This is a genomic window from Duganella sp. BJB476, from assembly GCF_003416895.1.
Classification (GTDB): domain Bacteria; phylum Pseudomonadota; class Gammaproteobacteria; order Burkholderiales; family Burkholderiaceae_D; genus Rugamonas.
Map to the genome: position 1 here is coordinate 174,310 of NZ_QVIO01000005.1, position 18,847 is coordinate 193,156.

Genomic DNA, 18,847 nt, shown 5'->3' on the forward strand with positions numbered 1-18,847 from the left:
GTGCCAACTTCGGGAGCCGCACGGAGCGTGCGCTTGAGGGAATTCGCCTGGGTCAGCGAATCTCGGCTGTCTGGTTCAATTTGGCATCGGCGTGAACACCCTGGGCCAATTAGCGGGCGGCCGCATCTCCCAGCTCCTTCAACTATTTGTTGGCGTCACGATTTTTTTATGCTGTCGCGTTTTTTGGATGGAAGCACGGCGGTTTTTAAGTCGGCCGGCGTCAGTCCATGCTCATGCGCTAAGCGGCTGATCTCTTGCTGAACCTTGGACTTTCTCTCGCGCGCGGCGACTTTTCGAAGCACCGCCGCCTCAGTCGAGTCGTTGAACTGGACGACTCGCTTCCGAAATTCCTGCGTAAATTTTGTCTCTGTTACTTCGAATAGTTCAAGCAAATACAGTACTTCGACCCAGTCGAGTGTTCGTTCTCCACTCTCGTACTTTGATACAAACGCCTGGCTGCGCTGCAGCAGTTTGGCCACGTCTTTTTGAAACCAGCCCTTCGATTGGCGAGCCTCAATCAGCATTTCCCTGAGGATCTGATAGTGCGCGTCTAGGTTGGGATTGTATGTGCTCATCCCTTAAGTCTGAATGCTGAAATCGGATATCCGATTTTCGGATATCCGATTATGGAATTTATTGTTAAAATAAATTCGTTTCAATCGGGAAATTTAATTTCAGCCGCACCAATCTATGCCAACTCATCGAAGTTAACAAAAAGGAAATTCATGCGAAGTAAGACCAGATTTGTGCTGTCCTTAGCTATGACGCTTACAGCTTGCGGCGGGGGTGGATCGTCATCGGTCCCCCAGGCCGTAACACCGCCGGTTGTCGCGCCGCCGATTGCAGATGTCAACGAGCTCGTAAAAACCGTTAGCGCACCTATCTATACCAGCGATTCCGGAAACCTCATCGTGTTCAATGCGGTGAACGCCTTGCGTGAGAAGATCGGGTCTGGCTTGCTTGCTCAAAGCACTATGCTTGACCAAGCGGCGCTCGCCCACTGGAAGTATCTGGACGCGAACACCATCGTTAGTTTGCATAGCGAGACCGAGGGGAAAAGCGGATTCACCGGTGTCGATGCCACTGCCCGTGCGAAGGCCGTAGGATACTCAGGCGCATATGTGGATGAGGTCATCTTTGGCACCAACGGCGCCGATAATTTCGCCGGCTGCGCCGCTAGCTGGGCAAACAGCGTTTACCACATCGGTGTTTATTTTTCTGGGATGCGCGATATCGGCGTATCGGCTTTAACCACGAAAGATGATCCGGTCTACGGTAAATACACCGTGTGCGTGACCGATTTCTCCCTGGTTTCTTCAAAGTCGGAGCAACTGCCGGCCGATGGCACAGTTCGTGTTTATCCTTATCCAGATCAGACGGCGGTACCTATCGTATTCTACAACCAGGCGGAATCACCTACGCCACTTCCTCAATATCAGGAATTGGGCACACCAGTTACGCTAAATTTCAAGACCAAATCGTTCGCGGCGGCTGGCGCGAAGCCATCAATCTCCGTTTCGCAATTGACGATCACGCCGGCCGGAGCTCAACCGCTGACGGCACGCGTCCTAGCCAATCTCAACGCTGGAGGTGTGCTAACTGCTGGTCCAGAGCTGATCGGTGATGATCGAATGGCTGCCTACACGCTCACGGTCGTGCCGATCGCCAGGATGGTGCCAAATACTGTTTATACCGTTTCCTTCTCGGGGACCGTAAATGGCGCATCGATTTCAAAGTCCTGGAAATTTACCACCGCAGCTAACTAAATCAGTCCAGGGCCGCCGGCGTGGTGGCCCTTTCGATTGCTCCCTTAACCTGTGAGGTAACTATGTGGGGAAATGATTCGGGCGGACGAGATAACAGTCATCTTTATCTCGGCTTGGCAGTCGGCGCCGCCAAGCGTGCCAATAGCGCTGAGGATGATGTCGATAGAATGTACGCTGCGCTTGGATATGCCTATGCCGACACCATTGCGTGGCAAGCCATTTCCACTGGCTACCAGCAGCTTTGCGAGGCCATGCTGGACGAACTCGCAGATCCTGCTAAGACGAAAGATCTTAGCAATCCTAGTCGTCCAGAGGCGCGTAATCTTTTTCTTCGGCACGCGGTCTCTCAAGCCATTGATGCGAGCACAAAAAAGCACCAGGATAATGGCAATGCCAAGCGCTGGCCCGATATGCTAGGCAAGGCGAGATCGAACGCTACAATAACTGCCATGGAAGCGGTCAGCAGAATGGATACGCACGCGTACACGCATTTTCAAGCGCAGCTTCGAAGTGGACGGATCAAAAAATAACGGCGGCAGGAACGGGAGCGATCGAATGGCGACGAATTTGGCTAGACCGGAAATCTGGTTCGCAGGTGACTGCCACGGACAGTTCTCGCATATTCTTGAAACTGCGTATAAGCATCGTCCGAATGCGATTGTTTTGCTGGGCGACCTTGATTGTCCGACGCCCCTTCAGCAGGAATTGCGCGACCTGGCGGCGGATGTCGAAGTGGCCTATATCCCCGGCAATCATGACAGCGATTCCGAGGCGAACTGGGACAATTTGACAGAGAGCGGGTTTGTGAATTTGCACGGCGCCGTTGTAACAGTCGCGGGAGTGCGTATCGCTGGCCTTGGCGGTGTGTTTCGAAAACCTTGGTATCCGCGCTTGCAGACACATTTCGATCCAGAGTTCAGCGGCGAGGCATACGCGAAAACGCTTGGCAGAGGAAATCTGTTCAGAGGTGGCCTGCCGCTAAGGCATCGCACGACAATTTTTCCGGCGGATCTCTTTTGCCTGTCGCGACAGTCAGCCGATATTCTTGTCACCCACGAAGCTCCTGGAATGCACGCGTGCGGATTCGATGTCATCACACAGCTTGGCCAAAGTATGGGAGTAAAAAAAGCATTCCATGGACATCTGCATGATTTCATCTGTTATCTGTCGAGCCCCTGGATGGGCGTAGGATATCGAGGCATCGTGGACCTTGATGGGAAAGTCATCTACGCGAGTCCTGATGAGTAGGCCAATCCGCCTAGCTGATTGAAGTTCCGCATGTCACTTTGTCGAACCGTACTGTTTTCACCGATACGCACGTGGAGGAAAAATGCAAGTCATGCTTTCAACGCAGAAAATCGAAATGGAAGTGGAGAAAGTCGTCGCCTCATTGTCACTGCCAACGCCGGTTCCTCTAGCAGAATTAATGGATGCGTTGCGTACAGGTGACGCTGGGCCGGAGCTCGAACTTGTCATCTCAGGTTTCCTCAGTTGTGCGTCCGCGGATTTAATTCTCCAGGCATGCTGCTCGGCGTCCGGCGCCGACGTCGGTGCGCTGCACGCGATCGATTCCGTTGTTTCGCTGGCTGAACGCGTTCGAAGCGGCCGCGCGTCGACGCTGAATATCGAACTGAGACGCGTGCTTGTGCCGCCAGATTTTCCAGCACAACCGCTGGCCGCCGCTCTTAGCGGTGCCCATCCAAAAATTGCGTTGGTGGCCTATGGAGGGAAATTTTACGAGCCCGGGACGTCGCCACCCGAAGTGCTTGAGAGGTGGGAAGTATGCGAGGACCTCGCGCGGCAATTTGCCGGTAAATGCCTGGAAAATGAAAAGGGGAAATATGCTCACCTTTCCCAAAAGGAGATTCTCAAGCAGTACCTGGATCGTCTTCTCCGCACCGGTTGGGGATCAGACGTCGATATGAAATGGGTCATAGGCCGTACAGCAAAACAGCTTTCCTGGGATGCTCCCGGCGAAGTTTCAGCATCGCTAGTTCAGATTCCACCGGATCCAAATTAACCGTTGAGTTCAAGTCCCCTCATTCGCAACCGGACCGTAGCGAGACAGTATCGGTAGGACCTTCGATGGTTACTTTGCCGATTGGATCAGGGTGAAATCCAGTGGTATCTCATGAAGGTATGATCGCGCCAGCCAGCTGCTTCTGTTTTTGAATTTCTTATGTTCAAGGTAGTGGCGTAGCTCTTTGATCATCGGATTCACCTCTCGTAGGAGCTGCTTTATGCCATGCTCCTGCGCGTTAAAGCTTATGAGGCATCCTAACGCGGGACTGCCCTCGTTAGGGTTTCCCCCTTCTCATAGTCGACAACGTTTTTCGGCCGAAGTTTCGGGCCTGCAGTGGCGTTTTGAACCTCACCACGTTCGATCAGTCCCCTCAAGGCAAGTTGAAGCTCCGATGGGAAGCAATTGCTCTGACATATGAGGTTTGCAAATACGGGCTCCGTGACCAATAAATTCTGATCGCCAATGCGCGCAAGCCAAAGCTGCTGGAGCTCGTGGATGCGTGCATTCGATTCGTTCCAACTTGGTTCCATCTGGCCGGCGTCGATTCCAAAAAGGTCGCCTGTTTTATCAGCTTGGGTTTGTTTATTGTATTTGGCAGTATTGCGCACGGCGCTTTGCACCCCAGCCAGCTTGTCCGATTGCTTCATGAATTCGATAATCCCTTTGGGATGCCGAGTCAGGTAGATGAGATGGTACTTTGTTCGGTCCACGGTTGGATCTAGTATGGTGACATACCCAGACAAAGCTTTAGCGTTTGCGGTGCTCACTCGGTCTGCCAGCGCACTACGATATCGTTCCAGTAAAAACTGCTCACGCTGAGCTGGGTTGCTTGGTATTTTTTCCGCATCAAGTTGGCCACCAAGGAGGGCTGCGATATCGTCACGCAGAGCATTCATTGAGGCCGCGCGATTGATGAAGTCATACATGAAATTGATCAGGAACTCGCTGCGCGGGCGTTCGAGCAACGGCTGAAGAATGTCGGGCTTCACCGCCATCCACCCCTTCGGGTCGATGAAAAAGAATGCGAAACTTTTTGTCGGGCAGCGTGCCAGGATGTCGGGAATGCTCCGCGTGAAATCCCCGTGAATTGCTTCGGTCTTTACATTCGCAGGCGAATGACTGGCTAAGAACTGACTTAGCCGGCCGAAGGCGCCATCGTCCTTTTCTACATAGACAGCTCGGAATTTCACTGACTTGCCGACCTTCTCAAGGGCGTATTGGACCATCGAGAGCAGGTTCATAGAAATCGCGATCGATGTCGATGCTAGGTCATCGCTCTCGTCCTTCCAGGGCCCTGCAAAGCAATCGACAAAAATGATCTCTTCGTGACCGAGTTTGTTGGCGCTCCAGCCGACAATGTAGAGTAGTCGTTCGAGATACCCGTCCAGTAGCAGATGCTTTATGTATGCCTGCTCGCGGCCCACGTAGGACGACGGAATAATTTCGTGTGGGTCAAATTTCATCACAGGTGCCCTAAGAAGATCGATCTTTGACGATGCGGAATCAGTATGTCGGTGCCGTGGATGGAACTGCCTTTCGCACGCAACCCGCCCCCCTCGATGACTGCTTGCACTTCCTTGGATGCCACGCCGACATGGAGCGATTCTTTGACGATCTTTTCCGTGGCGGTGGTCTGATTGGCGATCTGCGACATGAGGTCGTTGAACAGAAGGCCCTTTGGATTGCTATAGATCATGCGAGGGAGCAGATCCTGCAGCGTCTCCACGCTTTTCGAGCGCAGGGTGTCATCGAAAGCACGCGTTTCCGTAAAATTCATCTCGGACTGAGACGTGACATCAATGTCTTTGTTTGCCTCGTAGCCGATTTCGAAGAAGCCACCGTCAAGGCTGTGCCCAAAGCTATTGCCATGGTCCCAGTGCACTGTCTTCATTACGTCATTCGCGCGGTACGCATTGGACAAATGTACGAGCCAATATGACCAAGGGCGGTTCCCTTTTGGCGTAACGAAGAAAAGAGTCATAAAGCGGGCACCGCTGGCCTTCCAGATGCCGTGCGAGATTTGACGCTGGATCATCTGGCGCCAGTGGGAGCCGGCCTTCAGGCGCGCGATATCCTGCCAATTGATGTAATGCTCCAATCCGATTTTTTGCGTGATCGAGTGGAACTGCTTGCTATCTGTCAGGAACGTCAGCAGCGAGTCGACGTTGAACGTTAAGATGACCTCGGCACCTTTAAGGTGCTGGAAAATATTGCGCACCGTGGGCATCGAAATATCATTGTATGCATACTGATCGAGAAGAAAAATCGCGCGCTGTCCGCCTTGGTGTGAAACGCCGGCCGCAGTGATGTCGGCGCAGACCGACTCGAATTTATTCTTGTACAGCCGGATGTCGTTATCGATGAGGTGGCCGTAATTCTCGGCCTTGAGGGTGTGCGTGAGGTACTCAAACGAACTCGGATTGGGCTCGACGAAATGGTACTGAGCTTCTACCGCACGACGGGTCTGCGTGCGTGTGGCGTTCAGATAGGCCTCAGCCTCCTTGACGGTCTGAAGCATGATCAGCGGGGATCCTGGCGCAATACCATTGCCGTCGGTGTACAACCCTCCGCCGGCAAAACCATCGACCAGCGTGAGCTTAAGCCGCGGGATCTTCTCGTTGGCCATCAAGACGCCAATGTACTTGTAGAGATAATCCCTAACTAGCTGATGTTTTACTTTTGAGTGTGGATCAAGTGGAGGAGGTGCATCTCCAATTATCCATTGCCATTTATCGCCAGTTTTAGTCAATTATTCGTCCCGTTATCGTGCAAGCCCTCCGTCTAGCAAAGGTACTTGGTCCCACGTCGTTCCACCTAATTCCCGTCCACCCTTTGATTTACCAACCTTGACCAACCGAATAATTGCCCCATCGCGGCCCACGACGTCGATACGTTGCGCTCTGGCCGATATGCCCTCTGCAATCAGTTCTTCGGGCGCCCAATGCCCCCACTGCTTAAAGTGGAAGGGTACATTGGCTTCGTTGCACTGGTCGCGCAGGTCTTCCGGCCACGCAGGATTCATGGACCGCGAATCTGGTCCGCTCTCACCGCCTGCAATCACCCAATTGATTCCGGGAACACTTGACCCTGGCGCTTGTAACCAAGGTCGTAAATTCAGAGGACCCAAAAGTGGCTCTGCTGAAACGAAGCGTACCACTACATTGTGCTGAAGCAAATGGTCTACTCTTTTTTCTAACCAATTTTGATTTTCGGTGCTGGTGCCCAGCCAAATGTTCTCGGGCCACTTTCCAGACCAAGGAGCCAGTTTTTTAACGTGGCGTATCCTTTTCGTCAGCAGCAGCCAATCGAGATTTGGCGTCGCTTCAATCAGCGCCCAAAGCCTTTCCCGAGTTTCGTTCAAATCTGCCCGATCTTCAAACACATCCGCCATCGATGCGCAAAATACTCGTCTGCGTTCGCCCGCAGCGGCGGCATCTCTGTCCCATTTAAGTGGTTCGCGCCAGTGAGCATCAGTAAAGAAACGCCTAGGCGCTTCTTTTCCCCAGAGATCATTCATGCCTACACGCTTCGCCCAAGTCTCAGCGTAGCAGTGTTTGCATGCAGGCGAGATGCGTAGGCACCCCCACCAGGGATTAAATGTGTGATGGGTCCACTCAATCTTACTGTTGACGCCCATGATGCTCTCCAAAAATGTAAGACAACTGTATGTTAATACAGTTGTAAATTCGTCGCACTACGCAATAAATAGTTAGTCAAACCGCACCTCATTTTTACCTAAGGCTTTCATACATTGCATAAAAAATGCGAACGTGAAGCGGCCGCGCGTGATTTTAGTAGCGACACCCTTATAGGTGTCCTTTACGCCAATTTGGGCCAAGCGTGTGACTAACTCACCGTAGCCCACTCCCGACAGCCGCAATTCGGCCTTCAGTTTGTTGGCGGCCTTTTCAGACCATTCATCGGAATACACGTCGGCAATTGAGTTAAATTTGATTGTGACATTGTTCCTCATATGCGGGGATAAATCAATGTATATGAGATATTATCCTTATATATGAGGAGGTTTCGTTTATGAAAGCAAGTTCTCCACAAAATTCCAAAAGACGCTTAGAAACATCATTTATTCATTAAATGATGCATCTAAGCGACATTGACGATAGCATGAGAACCATCAGTCTTAGAGCTATCAATCATGCGACACGATCAAAACTTTAATTCTATTGCTGTCCAGAGTGCTGCTCAGCGTCTTGGTGAGCGTATTCGCACCTCTAGAAAAGCACAGAAGCGCTCGTTGGTCGATTTGGAAAGCGCGTGCCGCGTGCACCGGCAAACACTCGCACGCCTCGAACGCGGCGATCCAGGTGTTTCCATCGGTGTCTTTTTGAGTGTGCTTGAGGCGTTGCGAGAACTGTCCAGTGTCGAATTGCTCGTCAACCAGCCAGATACGCCTACGCATTTGCGCTCGGGCGTCGATGTGCCTCTTGAGCGAGATTTCTAATGACGATCGAGTCCTGTATCGTCTTCGACTGTTCCAATCCCGAAGCTTCTATTCCGATCGGACGCTTTGGACTTGATGCGCATGGCAACGGACGCTTCGGATATGGATTGCGATATCTGCAAACTTTGGGAGCGTTTTCGCTTGATCCAATCCATGTGCCCTTGCAAACGCATGAAATCGCGATCCCCCGCAGAGGAGATGGGACATACGGCGTTTTCTCCGATGCAGGTCCTAACGCCTGGGGAGCCAAGCTCACCCTCAAGCTGCTGTGCGAATCCAATCACCGCGCGCCACAGAACGCCATTGAATGGCTTCTAAGTTCGCTCCATCACGGTTCGGGCTGCCTTGGTTTCTCCACTGATCCCCGCACGCCACCGCAGCTCAAGAATGACATTCAATCTTCGCGTGCACTGTCAGCCAGAGCGTTGCAAGAAATGGAGGCCTACACTGCCGATCCGGCGGCGCGAATCGATGCAGAAACGGCACACCTACTTTTCCCCGGCAGTGGCCTGGGCGGCGTCCGCCCTAAAACGGTGGTCATGCACGATGGCAAAGAGTACATTGCGAAATTCAGCCGGCCAGATGATTTGTTCGACGTGCCGGCCGCAGAATATGCCACGCTGAGACTAGCGACCAGAGCAGGTATCAATGTGCCCAGTTTCGAGCTCATCAAGATTTTAAACCGGTCCGTTCTGCTTGTTGATCGATTTGATCGAGTGGAGGGCAACCGCATTCACTACGCAAGTGCGCACAGCTTCCTCGATCCGAAGCCGCTCAGTCCGGACGGTCGCGATTACGTCACCAGCTTTTCATACGCGGGAATCGCCGAGATACTGCGGCCCTACGGGGCTGATGCGCGCGGTGATGCGCATGAGCTGTACCGGCGCATGGTGCTCAACATCATGGTGGGTAATGTTGATGACCACTTACGCAATCACGCCTTCCTGATGCTCCAACCTGGTCAGTACCGTCTTTCTCCAGCCTTCGATATCCTCCCCGATATCGAAGCGGCCGGCCGGCCACAGAGCATTGGTGTCGGTGAATTCGGACCGGCGCGCACCATTGCGAACGCCCTCTCACAATGCGGCCGCTTTCTGCTTACGCAGCCTGAAGCACGCGAGATCATCAGCGAGGTGAAGGACATCGCCTCCACTTGGCGCGACGAATTCCGGGACGCAGGCGTTGCGCCGCGCGACATCCATACGCTCGCTGGCTGTTTCAGTGTTGCTGACGAAGCTGAACGGCCGCAGGTACAGGTCATCAATGCCGTGCTTGCTCATGATCAGTTCGTGGAGTTGAATGAGGCGCCGCAAGCAATCGGCAATCGCCCGAAGCCCAGATAAGGTGGTTAGGTTAGTAGATGGGCTCTGCTGAAAACAACCGAAGCTGCCGTCATGTAGCGTAGTGCTTCACGCTAAGAGCGATTGCATCTGTATCAAAACTTGAGCATCCGGTACCTTTTCCATCACCTCAATTCCCCTGCTGGATTTCCTTACTATCATTTAGCTGTACAGATAAACTATGAGATATTCATAAAGTAAGGCTAAATCAATTTAGCTATCTGGACAGATAAACCGTATGCAACTCTATGAAGAACCGCTTGGTGAAGCCGTGTCGCAAGCCATCGAGGCGAACGGCATGATGCGGGTGAGCGAACGGGAGTTCGAGGTGCCGCACTATCCTTATCGCCCACGCAGGACTTCTACTTATCCAATGTTTAGGCGGCGTAGAACGGCGGTGTTGTGCACATTGTCGAGCGGCCTCTAGCCGCAAAATCCCGCCTCCAGAGACTCAATGTAACGCAGTACATCATTCGTCCGACCAGCGGAAGCTAATGCGTAGCCGGTCTTACCATCCAGAGATGGTATGGGGGCGTTCTTAACCCAGAAAAGTGCCTTCTCCACGTTGTCCACTACTTTCGCTGCTGCCTGTGTGATTTGAAGACAGTCGCTCAGGTATCGCTGAATTCGCTCATCGTGTGGCGTATTCCAGAGCTTATCCACGGGCACTTGGGAGGCCAAGGCTAGTGTCTGGAGGTCGAAATTGAAAATACGGGCAAAACGTGTCGGCGAAATTGCCCCATCCACATCGCAAAGAAAAGTGAGAAGCTGCTCGAAGTCCTGTTCAAAAACAGGGATTTTCTCAATGCGTTCTTCCAATGCCTTCTCCTTACAAAAAACGTACAGTCTGGATGGCTGTCCAGGTATCGCTCGATTTTACCCTCAACTGCCGGCGAGACCGCCGGATCTGCGCAGTATTTCACATTGGCGCCGGCGAGGCCCACATACTTCCGCCGCCGCGTGACCGCTTACGCATGTGGGCCCATAGCCAGTGTTCTTGACACCACGCAAGCTCGAACGCCCAATCGTAACTAGATAGATAACATTCCTGTGATTTAATACAACCTTAGACTTTTTTCGCCACCAATATCAAGCTGCGATCGACTCGCCTCCCAGGAGCCCCCCCTATGTCAGCGCTGCTCAACAGCTTCACTCAAGATACTCGCTTGCTTACGTTAAGCACGCCGATTGGCCGCGACAAGCTTCTTGCCGAATGCTTTCGCGGCGAGGAAGGACTGAGCGAATGCTTTGCATTCAAGGTCACTGCGCTCTCGACCGATGCGGGAATTACTCTCAAATCGTTACACGGGCAGCCGGTTCTGCTTGAACTGCTGACGGCCACGAGTTGTGATGACAAACGCCCATTCCATGGCCATATCACTTCGGCCGAGCTCGTCGGTGCTGATGGCGGCTTTGCGCGCTACGTCTTAACGATCGGCCCCTGGTACGCGTTCCTGGCTCATGGCCGCGATAGCCGAATATTCCAGGACAAAACTGTATTCGACATCCTCGACGCGATCTTCGGTGGCTGGCAGAACGTGGGGCCCTTGGTGCCGGCGTGGCGCTACGACATCCTTGACAGAGACGTGTACCCGATCAGATCGCTGACTTGCCAGTATCAGGAAAGTAACATGGCGTTCGCCGAACGCCTGATGCGCGACGAGGGCTTGTTTTACTACTTCGAGCACACCGGCAATGCTGAAAGCGCCACCCTTGGCTCCCACACAATGGTCATCGCCGACCATAATGGCAGTTTCAAACCAAATGTTCAGGCCACGATCAATTTCACGCAGCCCGGCGCGGTAATGAAAGAGGACAGTATGGACCGCTGGCGCACCAGCGTGCGCCTGCAAACGAACGCCATCGAGTTGTCGAGTTGGGACTACCGCACGACTGGATCGCGACCGGTGAGTTCTGTCAGTGCCAATCGTGACGGCGGGAGTCCGCTGATCAGCCGCGACACGCCCGGCGCATATGCCTACGAGTCGAAGGAGCAGGGCCAGCGCATCGCCGACAACCAGATGCAGGCGCTGGACGCGATGCGTGAAACGCACATCGGTGCAGGTACCGTGCGCACGCTCTCAGCCGGCACGACCTTCACGCTCCACGGGCAAGCGCAACTTGACGCCGCCAGTGTCAGCGACGGCGACGATGCTCGTACCCTGCTCATCGTGCGAGTGGTGCATCTCGCCCACAACAACCTGAGTACCGAGGCGAAAACAGAAATCACCGAACGACTGGGCCAGAGCGTACTCGACGCCCTTATCCAGAAAGAATGCAATCATAGTCTGCATGCAGTGGGGGCGGAGAAGGGCGAACGTCCCGTCTACCGCAACCGTATCGACGCCATCCGCAGCAAGACACCCTATCGCAGCAGCGGGCAGGATGGGCATGGCCAACTTCTGAATCCCCGTCCCACCGTCCGCGGGCAGCAGACCGCCATCGTGGTCGGACCGGCAGGCGCGGCCACCTACACGGACCGCGATCATCGCATCAAGGTGCAGTTTCATTGGCAGCGTGGCGCGGGCGAGAACGACCTCAGTCACAGCCGCCTGAACCATCCATCGTCCGACGGCCACGCAGGTGCGCCGGCAAACGAGAAGTCAGGTACATGGGTGCGCATAGCCACGCCGATGGCGCCGGTCGCGGGCGCCAACTGGGGATCGGTCGCCGTGCCACGCGTCGGCAGTGAAGTCATGATCGATTTCCTTGATGGCGACATCGACCGCCCCGTGGTTATTGGAAGCCTGTACAACGGCAAAGGCCAGGATGACGCCCAAAACAACCAGGTGGCACAGGGCGCGGGTGTTTCGACCGGCAACGCACCAGCATGGTTCCCGGGCGGTGCCGGCGCGCATGCGCATCCAGCTGTACTGTCGGGTTTCAAGACACAGGCAATGAATACCAGCCAAGACGGCAGCGGCGCCTACAGCCAACTGGTATTTGACGATACGGCCGGGCAGTCCCGCGTGGCATTGCAGCGCCATGCCAACCCGCACCAAGGCACGGACGAATTGAACATGGGACACTTGCGTCACCAGACCGATAACCAACGACTCAATCCCGTGGGATTCGGCGCCGAGCTCAAGACGGAGCACGGCGCCGCCATTCGAGCCGGTTCCGGCCTGCTGCTGTCGACCGACGCGCGGATCAATGCCAACGGTAGCCAACTCGATTCGCGCGAGGCAAAAGCTCAGATCGACCAGAGCCTGCAATTGCAGATGGCGCTTGCGACGACGGCGCAAAGGCACAATGCCATGCTCAAGGATGACAAGGGCCAGGCCGAGCCAGCGCCCGAGAAGCTGCAATCGATCGCGCAGATGGCGCACAGCGTCACCGTCATCGAAGCCACGGCGAGCAATACGTCCAGCGGCGACGGCGCCGGCGGCGACGGCGAGGTAACGGCCTACGACGAACCGCATCTGCAGTTGTCGAGCCCTGCCGGCATCGCGGTGACCACGCCGGCCGACGCGATCATCAGCGCAGGCAATACCAGCAGCATCACGGCTGGCCAGGACATCAACTTTGCGGCCCAAGGCAACGGCCTGTATGCGGTCAAGGGCGGCATCAGCCTGTTCACGTATGGCAAGGCCGACAGCAAGGACAAGCCGAACCAGGAAACGGGCATCATGCTGCACGCGGCCAGCGGCAAGGTGTCCAGCCAAAGCCAGTCAGACGAAACGCGCATCACCGCCGACAAGTCCATCACGGTGGCGAGCATCACCAAGAGCGTGTCCGTCGCGGCCAAGGAGCATGTGCTGCTGACCTCACAAGGCGCCTACATCAAGCTCGAAGGCGGCGACATCATGATTCACGGGCCGGGGACCATGACGTTCAAGGCCAGCATGAAGGAACTGGCTGGGCCTGCATCCTCCGCTCCCATCCTGCCACCGTTACCTAAGACTGACCAGATCAAGAACTTCATCGAATTCAACCATCACTGGCCGGACTTGACGCCTGTTGCAGGCGGTGCGTACCGTGCGGAATTCGCCGACGGTACCGCACGTGTCGGCAGGCTGGACGCCAAAGGCCACGCCCGCCTGGAAAACATTCCGCAAGGAGCGGTCAAGGTCTATTTCGGAGAAGACCCTAAACCGTTCACAGCAGACAGCGCCAAAGACGCCGGAAAGACCACCTTGGAAAACGTGCTAAACGACTTGAAAAAACACGGCCACCCCACCGATTCGGATGATGTCGAGTCGCTGCTGTACAGCATGGCTGGAAGGGATATCCAATGAGCGACGCACCTGCGACCACCTCATCTCAAGTAGGTGAGACACAAACCGACAGCGCGGCCATCACCAGTGCCATCGAAGAGATCAGCGTCGCCGTAGCTACCGGACTCGTCCCCTTCCTGGGCCAGGCGATCAATATCTACGACACCATCACATGCATGCTGACACTTCACAACAGCACGTCGGCGGAAGACCAGATGGAAGCCAAATTCGACCTGGTCTTGGCACTGGTGGGCTGGATACCGGGCGCGGGCGGCGGAGTCAAGAAAACGATCCGCATCGTCAACAAGCATCCCGAGCGCTTTGCGCCGATTCTGTTCGACGTGCTTCGCATGGTTTGCGACAAAGTTGGCATCCACACCAGCCCGGAATTCTTGCTTGACAAATTATTCGACGCTGTCGGTCTGAAAAACCAGCTCGGAACGGTCCAGAGCGCGATCGAAGGTTCATGGCTTTACGACGACCTGCCCGCCGAAGGACGGCTCGCCCTGAGCACCTGCATGAGCACGGTGCGTGCTCAGTTGCCGGCAATGGTGATGCTTGTCACGCTCAAGTTGGCCCACTGGAAGACCAAGCAACGTAACAATGCGGCGCAGGTCATCGGCCCGCAAGGCAAGGTCAATCCGGCGGAAAAGAAGCCCGAAAAGAAAGATCCCAAAGTCGCCGAAGCCGGCCACAATGCCCCCACGCTTAGCACGTCGAACAATACGGTCAATGCCTCGATCGGCACCAGCGTCATCGAAGGTGTGAGCAACACCCTGACCGGCATTGTGGGCGAGCATATTACCGATTATTTTCTGTATGAAAAATACGGCTGGGGCAAGGGCTGGAGCCGACACGACACGGGAATGCAAGGCGAGTGGAAAGAAAGGCCAAGCAAGACTTTTCCTGGCAAACTCAACGAGGGAACCCGGCTCAATCCGCTGTTCGCCCTGAAAGCGCATGGCACAGGCATAGATGGCGTGTGGAAAGTGCAAATGGGCGATCCGCACAACGGCGGCAAGCCGTATGCAATCGTGGAATCGAAGGCGTCAAAGGTAGGCAAGGCACCGAAGAACGCCTCCAGCAAGCCCGGCGTGAAAAATAAGCTGATGGATAATGCCCGGCGGATCAAAGACGCAGCGCTGCCCAGGTCTGAGGAATTGTTGGAACCGGATACGAGTGAGGACAACGGATCTGCTGGCACCGGAAAACCAAGCGGTAAGCCAGGCGGGAAAAACGGCATAGGGGGCGGCAAGCTTTCAACTGGCGCCAAGCAAGCGCAGCCGAAGCGGGATGCGCCAAGTGCCGGTGTGTCGCCGGCATCGAAGAGTAGCGGAGCTGAGCAACCACTTGTGCAGATGAGTCATCGGTGGATAGGTAAAAATCTATTCTCGGCAGTCGGCCGTGTTCTCGAAGTTGATATCAAACAATTCGGGTATTCGCGTCACCTTTTCTATACTCCGTTCTATCTGCCTTCGGCCGCAGAACATGAGAAGGCGTTGCTTGAGGATGAGCGAGGCAAGCCCGAGAAACATGCCAATCACGATATTCCATCCACGCACCGGCACGATGAACAGGAAGTGAAAGCAGCCGTTAATCACAAGCTCGCAAAGTTGAGCTTAACGCTTGAGCCGTAAGAGTATCAACTATTTTGATGAAACCTAATTAGGTGCACAACATGCAATTCCATGAAAAACGAAGACAACAATTTTTAAACGAAAACTACTATAATTTCTTCACGAACTTTATAGAAAAAACAATTTTGCATTGGCGCGATCATATTCCTTCCAATGCTGGCTCAGAAGTATTTGGTCGAGCATTGGCATCTATCGATGTCGCGAATCAAACATTTGATCTATTTATTCTTAAGTACACTGGCGGTGAGCCGATAGATACTTTTCGCGATGATTTGACTAAAGTTATTGAAACTTTCGAGCTGAACACAATATACGAACGAGAATATTCAGACGATCCGAATTTTCCGCCACTTCGCTTTGCCGAAATAGACGAATACGAGCGCGCAATGCAACTCATTGGGTTGTGCTACCTACTGCATCGCCGCGACTTGTTGCCACGATTGGCAGCAATGCTCGATGGCGCTTTTGCGGGAAAAGATACGCTCTATGAAGACATGTTTGCATATGAACTCAAAGATCGTTATGAAGTCGACGAGTGGTACCACGATAAGCCGTATCGTGATCTGATTAACAGCTTTTATCGGGACACGCCGGAAGAAAGTATTATGGATATTGACAGGTATCTGAAGGCTTGGTACCAGTCAATGAAGAAAGCGCCGTGGCACGATAGCCATTTAGATACTAGCGAGGCCGGTGGCGCATATAGCGGTTACTGGGCCATTGAAGCTGCAGCTGCAGTGTATCTTTTGGACTTGGACGACCGCAGTTTCCGCGATCACATCGTATATCCCAAAGACTTGGTGGACTACGCCAGAAATCTCGACAAGCAACTGGGGCCCGCATCCTCAGTGCCTGAAGAATTGCGTGTCGAAGGCGGCAAACCATGTCCCCAAACCGGCAACTGGTTCAGCCCCGCCATACCCGATAGTCTTCGTCATTTCGAACAAGGCGAGATCATGCCTGTGTCCGCAAATTCGCAATATGGCGTGACCATCTGGCAATGGAGTACGGAGCAATTACCTCCCCTTAAACCAACTGTGGAGTGAGCCGTTCTTCGCCTCATTAAATAGGCCGCTGAATAATTCGAAAATCACCACAGACGGGACGCCGACCATTGCCATCTTGCCATCGTGCGCCTGGGTGTTTGGGAAGTCGCATTCCTCGCACCCGCCGTCCCCGGCGCGCGCAAACGGCCGGTCCTTCGCGCTCCCGCGCTCGGTTGCGCCCCGATGATGAAGCTATCGGCGCGCTTGCATGATCCAAAGGAGTGGTGGAAGGGTGACGAGTCGATCATGACCCACGCAACAGCGCAGTCGGTCGTGGCCAAGCCTCAACCCCCTGTTCAAGTAAGGTGGCACTTCATGCAGCCCAAGAGCTATCGATTCTTTTCCAAAGTATTCTCCGCAATGCGGCTCCCCATCGAAACGGTCTTCCAGCCATGAAGCGACCATATGAACTGACCGTCATTTTCCGGCAACCTGGCCCGCTGGATGTGCCCGCCATGTTGACGGAGGTGCATTCAATCCGTCAGGAGTTGAAGGCGTGTTCGCCCCTGCTCGATGATTGGCTCTTGAAGCGCAACACCAAGGATGAGACCTACCGTTACGACGTCTTTGACGCCGCAGGCCCGACGTCAGCGGCTATTGCCGTGCTTACCGAATCACTGAAGGCCGTCGTCGATCCCAAGATCATCAGCATGTGGAATGGAAGGGAACGACTGGAAGGAGTGTCGCTGCAATATGTCGGCCGTATTGCGCCGGAAACAAGCATGCTTGTGCTCAGAGCAAAGCCAGCGGCCTTTTCGAGGACTGTGGAGCCCGTCTTGAAGGCCATTCTCAAGACCGCTGGATTGTTCGCCCCCGCGGCGGTATCGGTCGAAACGACTGCCTACTTCGACAAGAAGGTCTTCAAGGATCGGCCTGGAATCGGTTGGATGCTTTACCTGCCGCGTGTGCTGACCGTCCAGCAAGTCCCAGAGGCCCGAGCTCTCGTACCAGTGGCAGGCAAGGACGCGAAAGGAAATGAAAAACAGATCGGGACCGTCATCGTTAGCGTCACCGACGCGCCGTTCTCGGATGAGAATCCAGAGCACGTCAAGATCGCCAACGCCATCGAAATTCGTCTAGTCGACCAGGACTTGCTGCCCCGATACGTGGATCTCTGAACGACGTGGCCATAAGTTAGACTTCAGAAGAACTCGATGTGTGGCGGCGCCAGATGCGCTTGCGCTTCTGTTTCACGGCCATCCTCAGCACGGCAAAGCATTGGACCGGACAACTTCCGCTCCGGCCTTACCAAATGACTCCGCCATGGCAGGAGGGATGGCATACCAGCATCCGTCGCCGACTTGAGACGGCACGCCAGCTGCCGATAGCAGTGCGCCGCTGCAGCTGCGGCGGGAACTAGCACTCGAATCTCAGTCGCATTTTATTCGTCTCAGTCGCATTTATTTCGAAATCTCACAACGGAACAATACAACGCATCGATACACTTCTAGCAGCAGTCGAGGGTGGAAAACTGATCTATGGCGCCGCGTGTCTCCATGCGTCTGTCCGGCGCTCACCAATAAGAAACAGATGCTGGCTGCCAACGCATCCAGGCGCGATTTCAGGTTGCGTGCTGCGATTGCTGATGTGGGCACGGCGCTGACCTGAACTGCCGGATCACAGAGATACTGAAATGGTCATACAAAAATAATCGACGCTGCCTATCCCTCATGAAAATAACTAACAGATAACCTTCGTTGTAACTCTCCATACGATTGGCGCGCCCGTACACGTTATGACGTGTACGAAACACGGAAAAGCACCATAAATACCAAATTTTCTATTTATCAAATATTTTTCTGCTGATAAGATGTTCTCAACTGGAATGACTAGACCAGTACTGCAGCTATTTGAGTGATGAGATGCATCCGCTATGCAATCAATTAATTATTGATTTAAAGAAATAAAACTTTCCTAATGGATTTCTTATAGAAGTTCGCCGTTAAGTCGGGATCGTTAGCAATCTTCTATGGCTACCCGGGCCGGAACTCGTCTTGCATAGCGATGTCGGGAGCAGCCTGTGGACAGCATCGGTATTCCGCCGATACGTATTTTTTAATTCGAATGCGAGCGGGAAACCTTCGTCCCGTGTAATTCGAGCATTAGATCGCGCTACAACGACAGTCTGCTCATCGTGATACACCGTTGCAATCAATTGCGGAGAACGAACATGCCTTGACCAAAACCGAACGATAACAACTAGGGCAAAAAAGAAAAAACCCGCGAGTTGCGAGCTCACGGGTTCGGGTACTTGGAATCACATGTACACACCAAGTATCTTCTTTCCCCCTTCCCCTGTCAACGATTTGCTTCGCATAGCTATGCGAGGCGGGCCTCGTTTTGTCTCGAAAAAGCCATC

General features: G+C 54.0%; 16 protein-coding genes. 10 read left to right on the forward strand and 6 right to left on the reverse strand.

Going from position 1 to position 18,847, the window contains the following annotated elements; all coding sequences use genetic code 11:
• Positions 1–155 precede the first annotated feature (155 nt).
• Positions 156–575, reverse strand: a complete 420-nt coding sequence (locus D0T21_RS20555) for a helix-turn-helix transcriptional regulator (RefSeq protein ID WP_116994483.1) — start codon at positions 573–575, stop codon at positions 156–158.
• 51 nt (positions 576–626) lie between these two features.
• Between D0T21_RS20555 and D0T21_RS20560 the strand changes: the two genes are divergently transcribed.
• The 4 genes from D0T21_RS20560 (at position 627) to D0T21_RS31790 (ending at position 3,786) form a co-directional block, all read left to right on the forward strand.
• Positions 627–1,766, forward strand: coding sequence for a CAP domain-containing protein (locus D0T21_RS20560; protein WP_116994484.1), 1,140 nt, complete (start codon positions 627–629; stop codon positions 1,764–1,766).
• A 62-nt stretch (positions 1,767–1,828) separates the two neighbouring features.
• The gene (locus tag D0T21_RS31785; RefSeq protein WP_147328144.1) at positions 1,829–2,296 is read left to right on the forward strand and encodes a hypothetical protein; all 468 of its coding nucleotides are present in this window, start codon (positions 1,829–1,831) and stop codon (positions 2,294–2,296) included.
• A gap of 25 nt (positions 2,297–2,321) precedes the next feature.
• Positions 2,322–3,014, forward strand: a complete 693-nt coding sequence (locus D0T21_RS20570) for a metallophosphoesterase (protein WP_116994486.1) — start codon at positions 2,322–2,324, stop codon at positions 3,012–3,014.
• A gap of 82 nt (positions 3,015–3,096) precedes the next feature.
• Positions 3,097–3,786, forward strand: coding sequence for a hypothetical protein (locus D0T21_RS31790; RefSeq protein WP_147328145.1), 690 nt, complete (start codon positions 3,097–3,099; stop codon positions 3,784–3,786).
• Positions 3,787–4,043: 257 nt separating this feature from the next.
• On the opposite strand, the gene tcmP is transcribed toward D0T21_RS31790, so the two are convergent.
• From tcmP to D0T21_RS32520, 4 genes are all read right to left on the reverse strand, one after another.
• Positions 4,044–5,252, reverse strand: coding sequence for a three-Cys-motif partner protein TcmP (tcmP, locus tag D0T21_RS20580; protein WP_116994488.1), 1,209 nt, complete (start codon positions 5,250–5,252; stop codon positions 4,044–4,046).
• A complete protein-coding gene (locus D0T21_RS20585; protein ID WP_116994489.1) occupies positions 5,252–6,538 on the reverse strand; it encodes a three-Cys-motif partner protein TcmP in 1,287 nt (428 codons plus the stop codon). Before D0T21_RS20585 ends, tcmP begins: the two co-directional genes overlap by 1 nt.
• A 12-nt stretch (positions 6,539–6,550) precedes the next feature.
• Positions 6,551–7,426 (reverse strand): DUF5131 family protein, encoded by an 876-nt coding sequence (locus D0T21_RS20590; protein ID WP_116994490.1) that lies wholly within the window; start codon positions 7,424–7,426, stop codon positions 6,551–6,553.
• 72 nt (positions 7,427–7,498) lie between these two features.
• A complete protein-coding gene (locus tag D0T21_RS32520) occupies positions 7,499–7,762 on the reverse strand; it encodes a DUF6471 domain-containing protein (RefSeq protein WP_116994491.1) in 264 nt (87 codons plus the stop codon).
• Positions 7,763–7,942: 180 nt separating this feature from the next.
• On the opposite strand from D0T21_RS32520, the gene D0T21_RS20600 reads away from it, so the two are divergent.
• Complete coding sequence (locus tag D0T21_RS20600; protein WP_116994492.1) at positions 7,943–8,248, forward strand: helix-turn-helix domain-containing protein; 306 nt, start codon at positions 7,943–7,945, stop codon at positions 8,246–8,248.
• Complete coding sequence (locus D0T21_RS20605) at positions 8,248–9,591, forward strand: type II toxin-antitoxin system HipA family toxin (RefSeq protein ID WP_116994493.1); 1,344 nt, start codon at positions 8,248–8,250, stop codon at positions 9,589–9,591. The genes D0T21_RS20600 and D0T21_RS20605 overlap by 1 nt, the downstream gene beginning before the upstream one ends.
• A 420-nt stretch (positions 9,592–10,011) precedes the next feature.
• Here D0T21_RS20605 and D0T21_RS20610 read toward each other — a convergent pair whose 3' ends face one another.
• The gene (locus D0T21_RS20610) at positions 10,012–10,407 is read right to left on the reverse strand and encodes a DUF2384 domain-containing protein (protein ID WP_116994494.1); all 396 of its coding nucleotides are present in this window, start codon (positions 10,405–10,407) and stop codon (positions 10,012–10,014) included.
• Between the two features lie 308 nt (positions 10,408–10,715).
• Between D0T21_RS20610 and D0T21_RS20615 the strand changes: the two genes are divergently transcribed.
• The 4 genes from D0T21_RS20615 (at position 10,716) to D0T21_RS20635 (ending at position 17,606) form a co-directional block, all read left to right on the forward strand.
• Positions 10,716–13,826, forward strand: coding sequence for a type VI secretion system Vgr family protein (locus D0T21_RS20615; protein WP_116994495.1), 3,111 nt, complete (start codon positions 10,716–10,718; stop codon positions 13,824–13,826).
• The gene (locus D0T21_RS20620; protein WP_116994496.1) at positions 13,823–15,442 is read left to right on the forward strand and encodes a hypothetical protein; all 1,620 of its coding nucleotides are present in this window, start codon (positions 13,823–13,825) and stop codon (positions 15,440–15,442) included. The genes D0T21_RS20615 and D0T21_RS20620 overlap by 4 nt, the downstream gene beginning before the upstream one ends.
• Positions 15,443–15,483: 41 nt before the next feature.
• Positions 15,484–16,488 carry a PoNe immunity protein domain-containing protein gene (locus tag D0T21_RS20625; RefSeq protein WP_116994497.1) on the forward strand — a complete coding sequence of 335 codons (1,005 nt, stop codon included), beginning with the start codon at positions 15,484–15,486 and terminating at the stop codon, positions 16,486–16,488.
• A gap of 392 nt (positions 16,489–16,880) precedes the next feature.
• On the forward strand, positions 16,881–17,606 hold the full coding sequence (locus tag D0T21_RS20635) for an immunity 52 family protein (protein ID WP_116994499.1): 726 nt from the start codon (positions 16,881–16,883) through the stop codon (positions 17,604–17,606).
• Positions 17,607–18,847 lie beyond the last annotated feature (1,241 nt).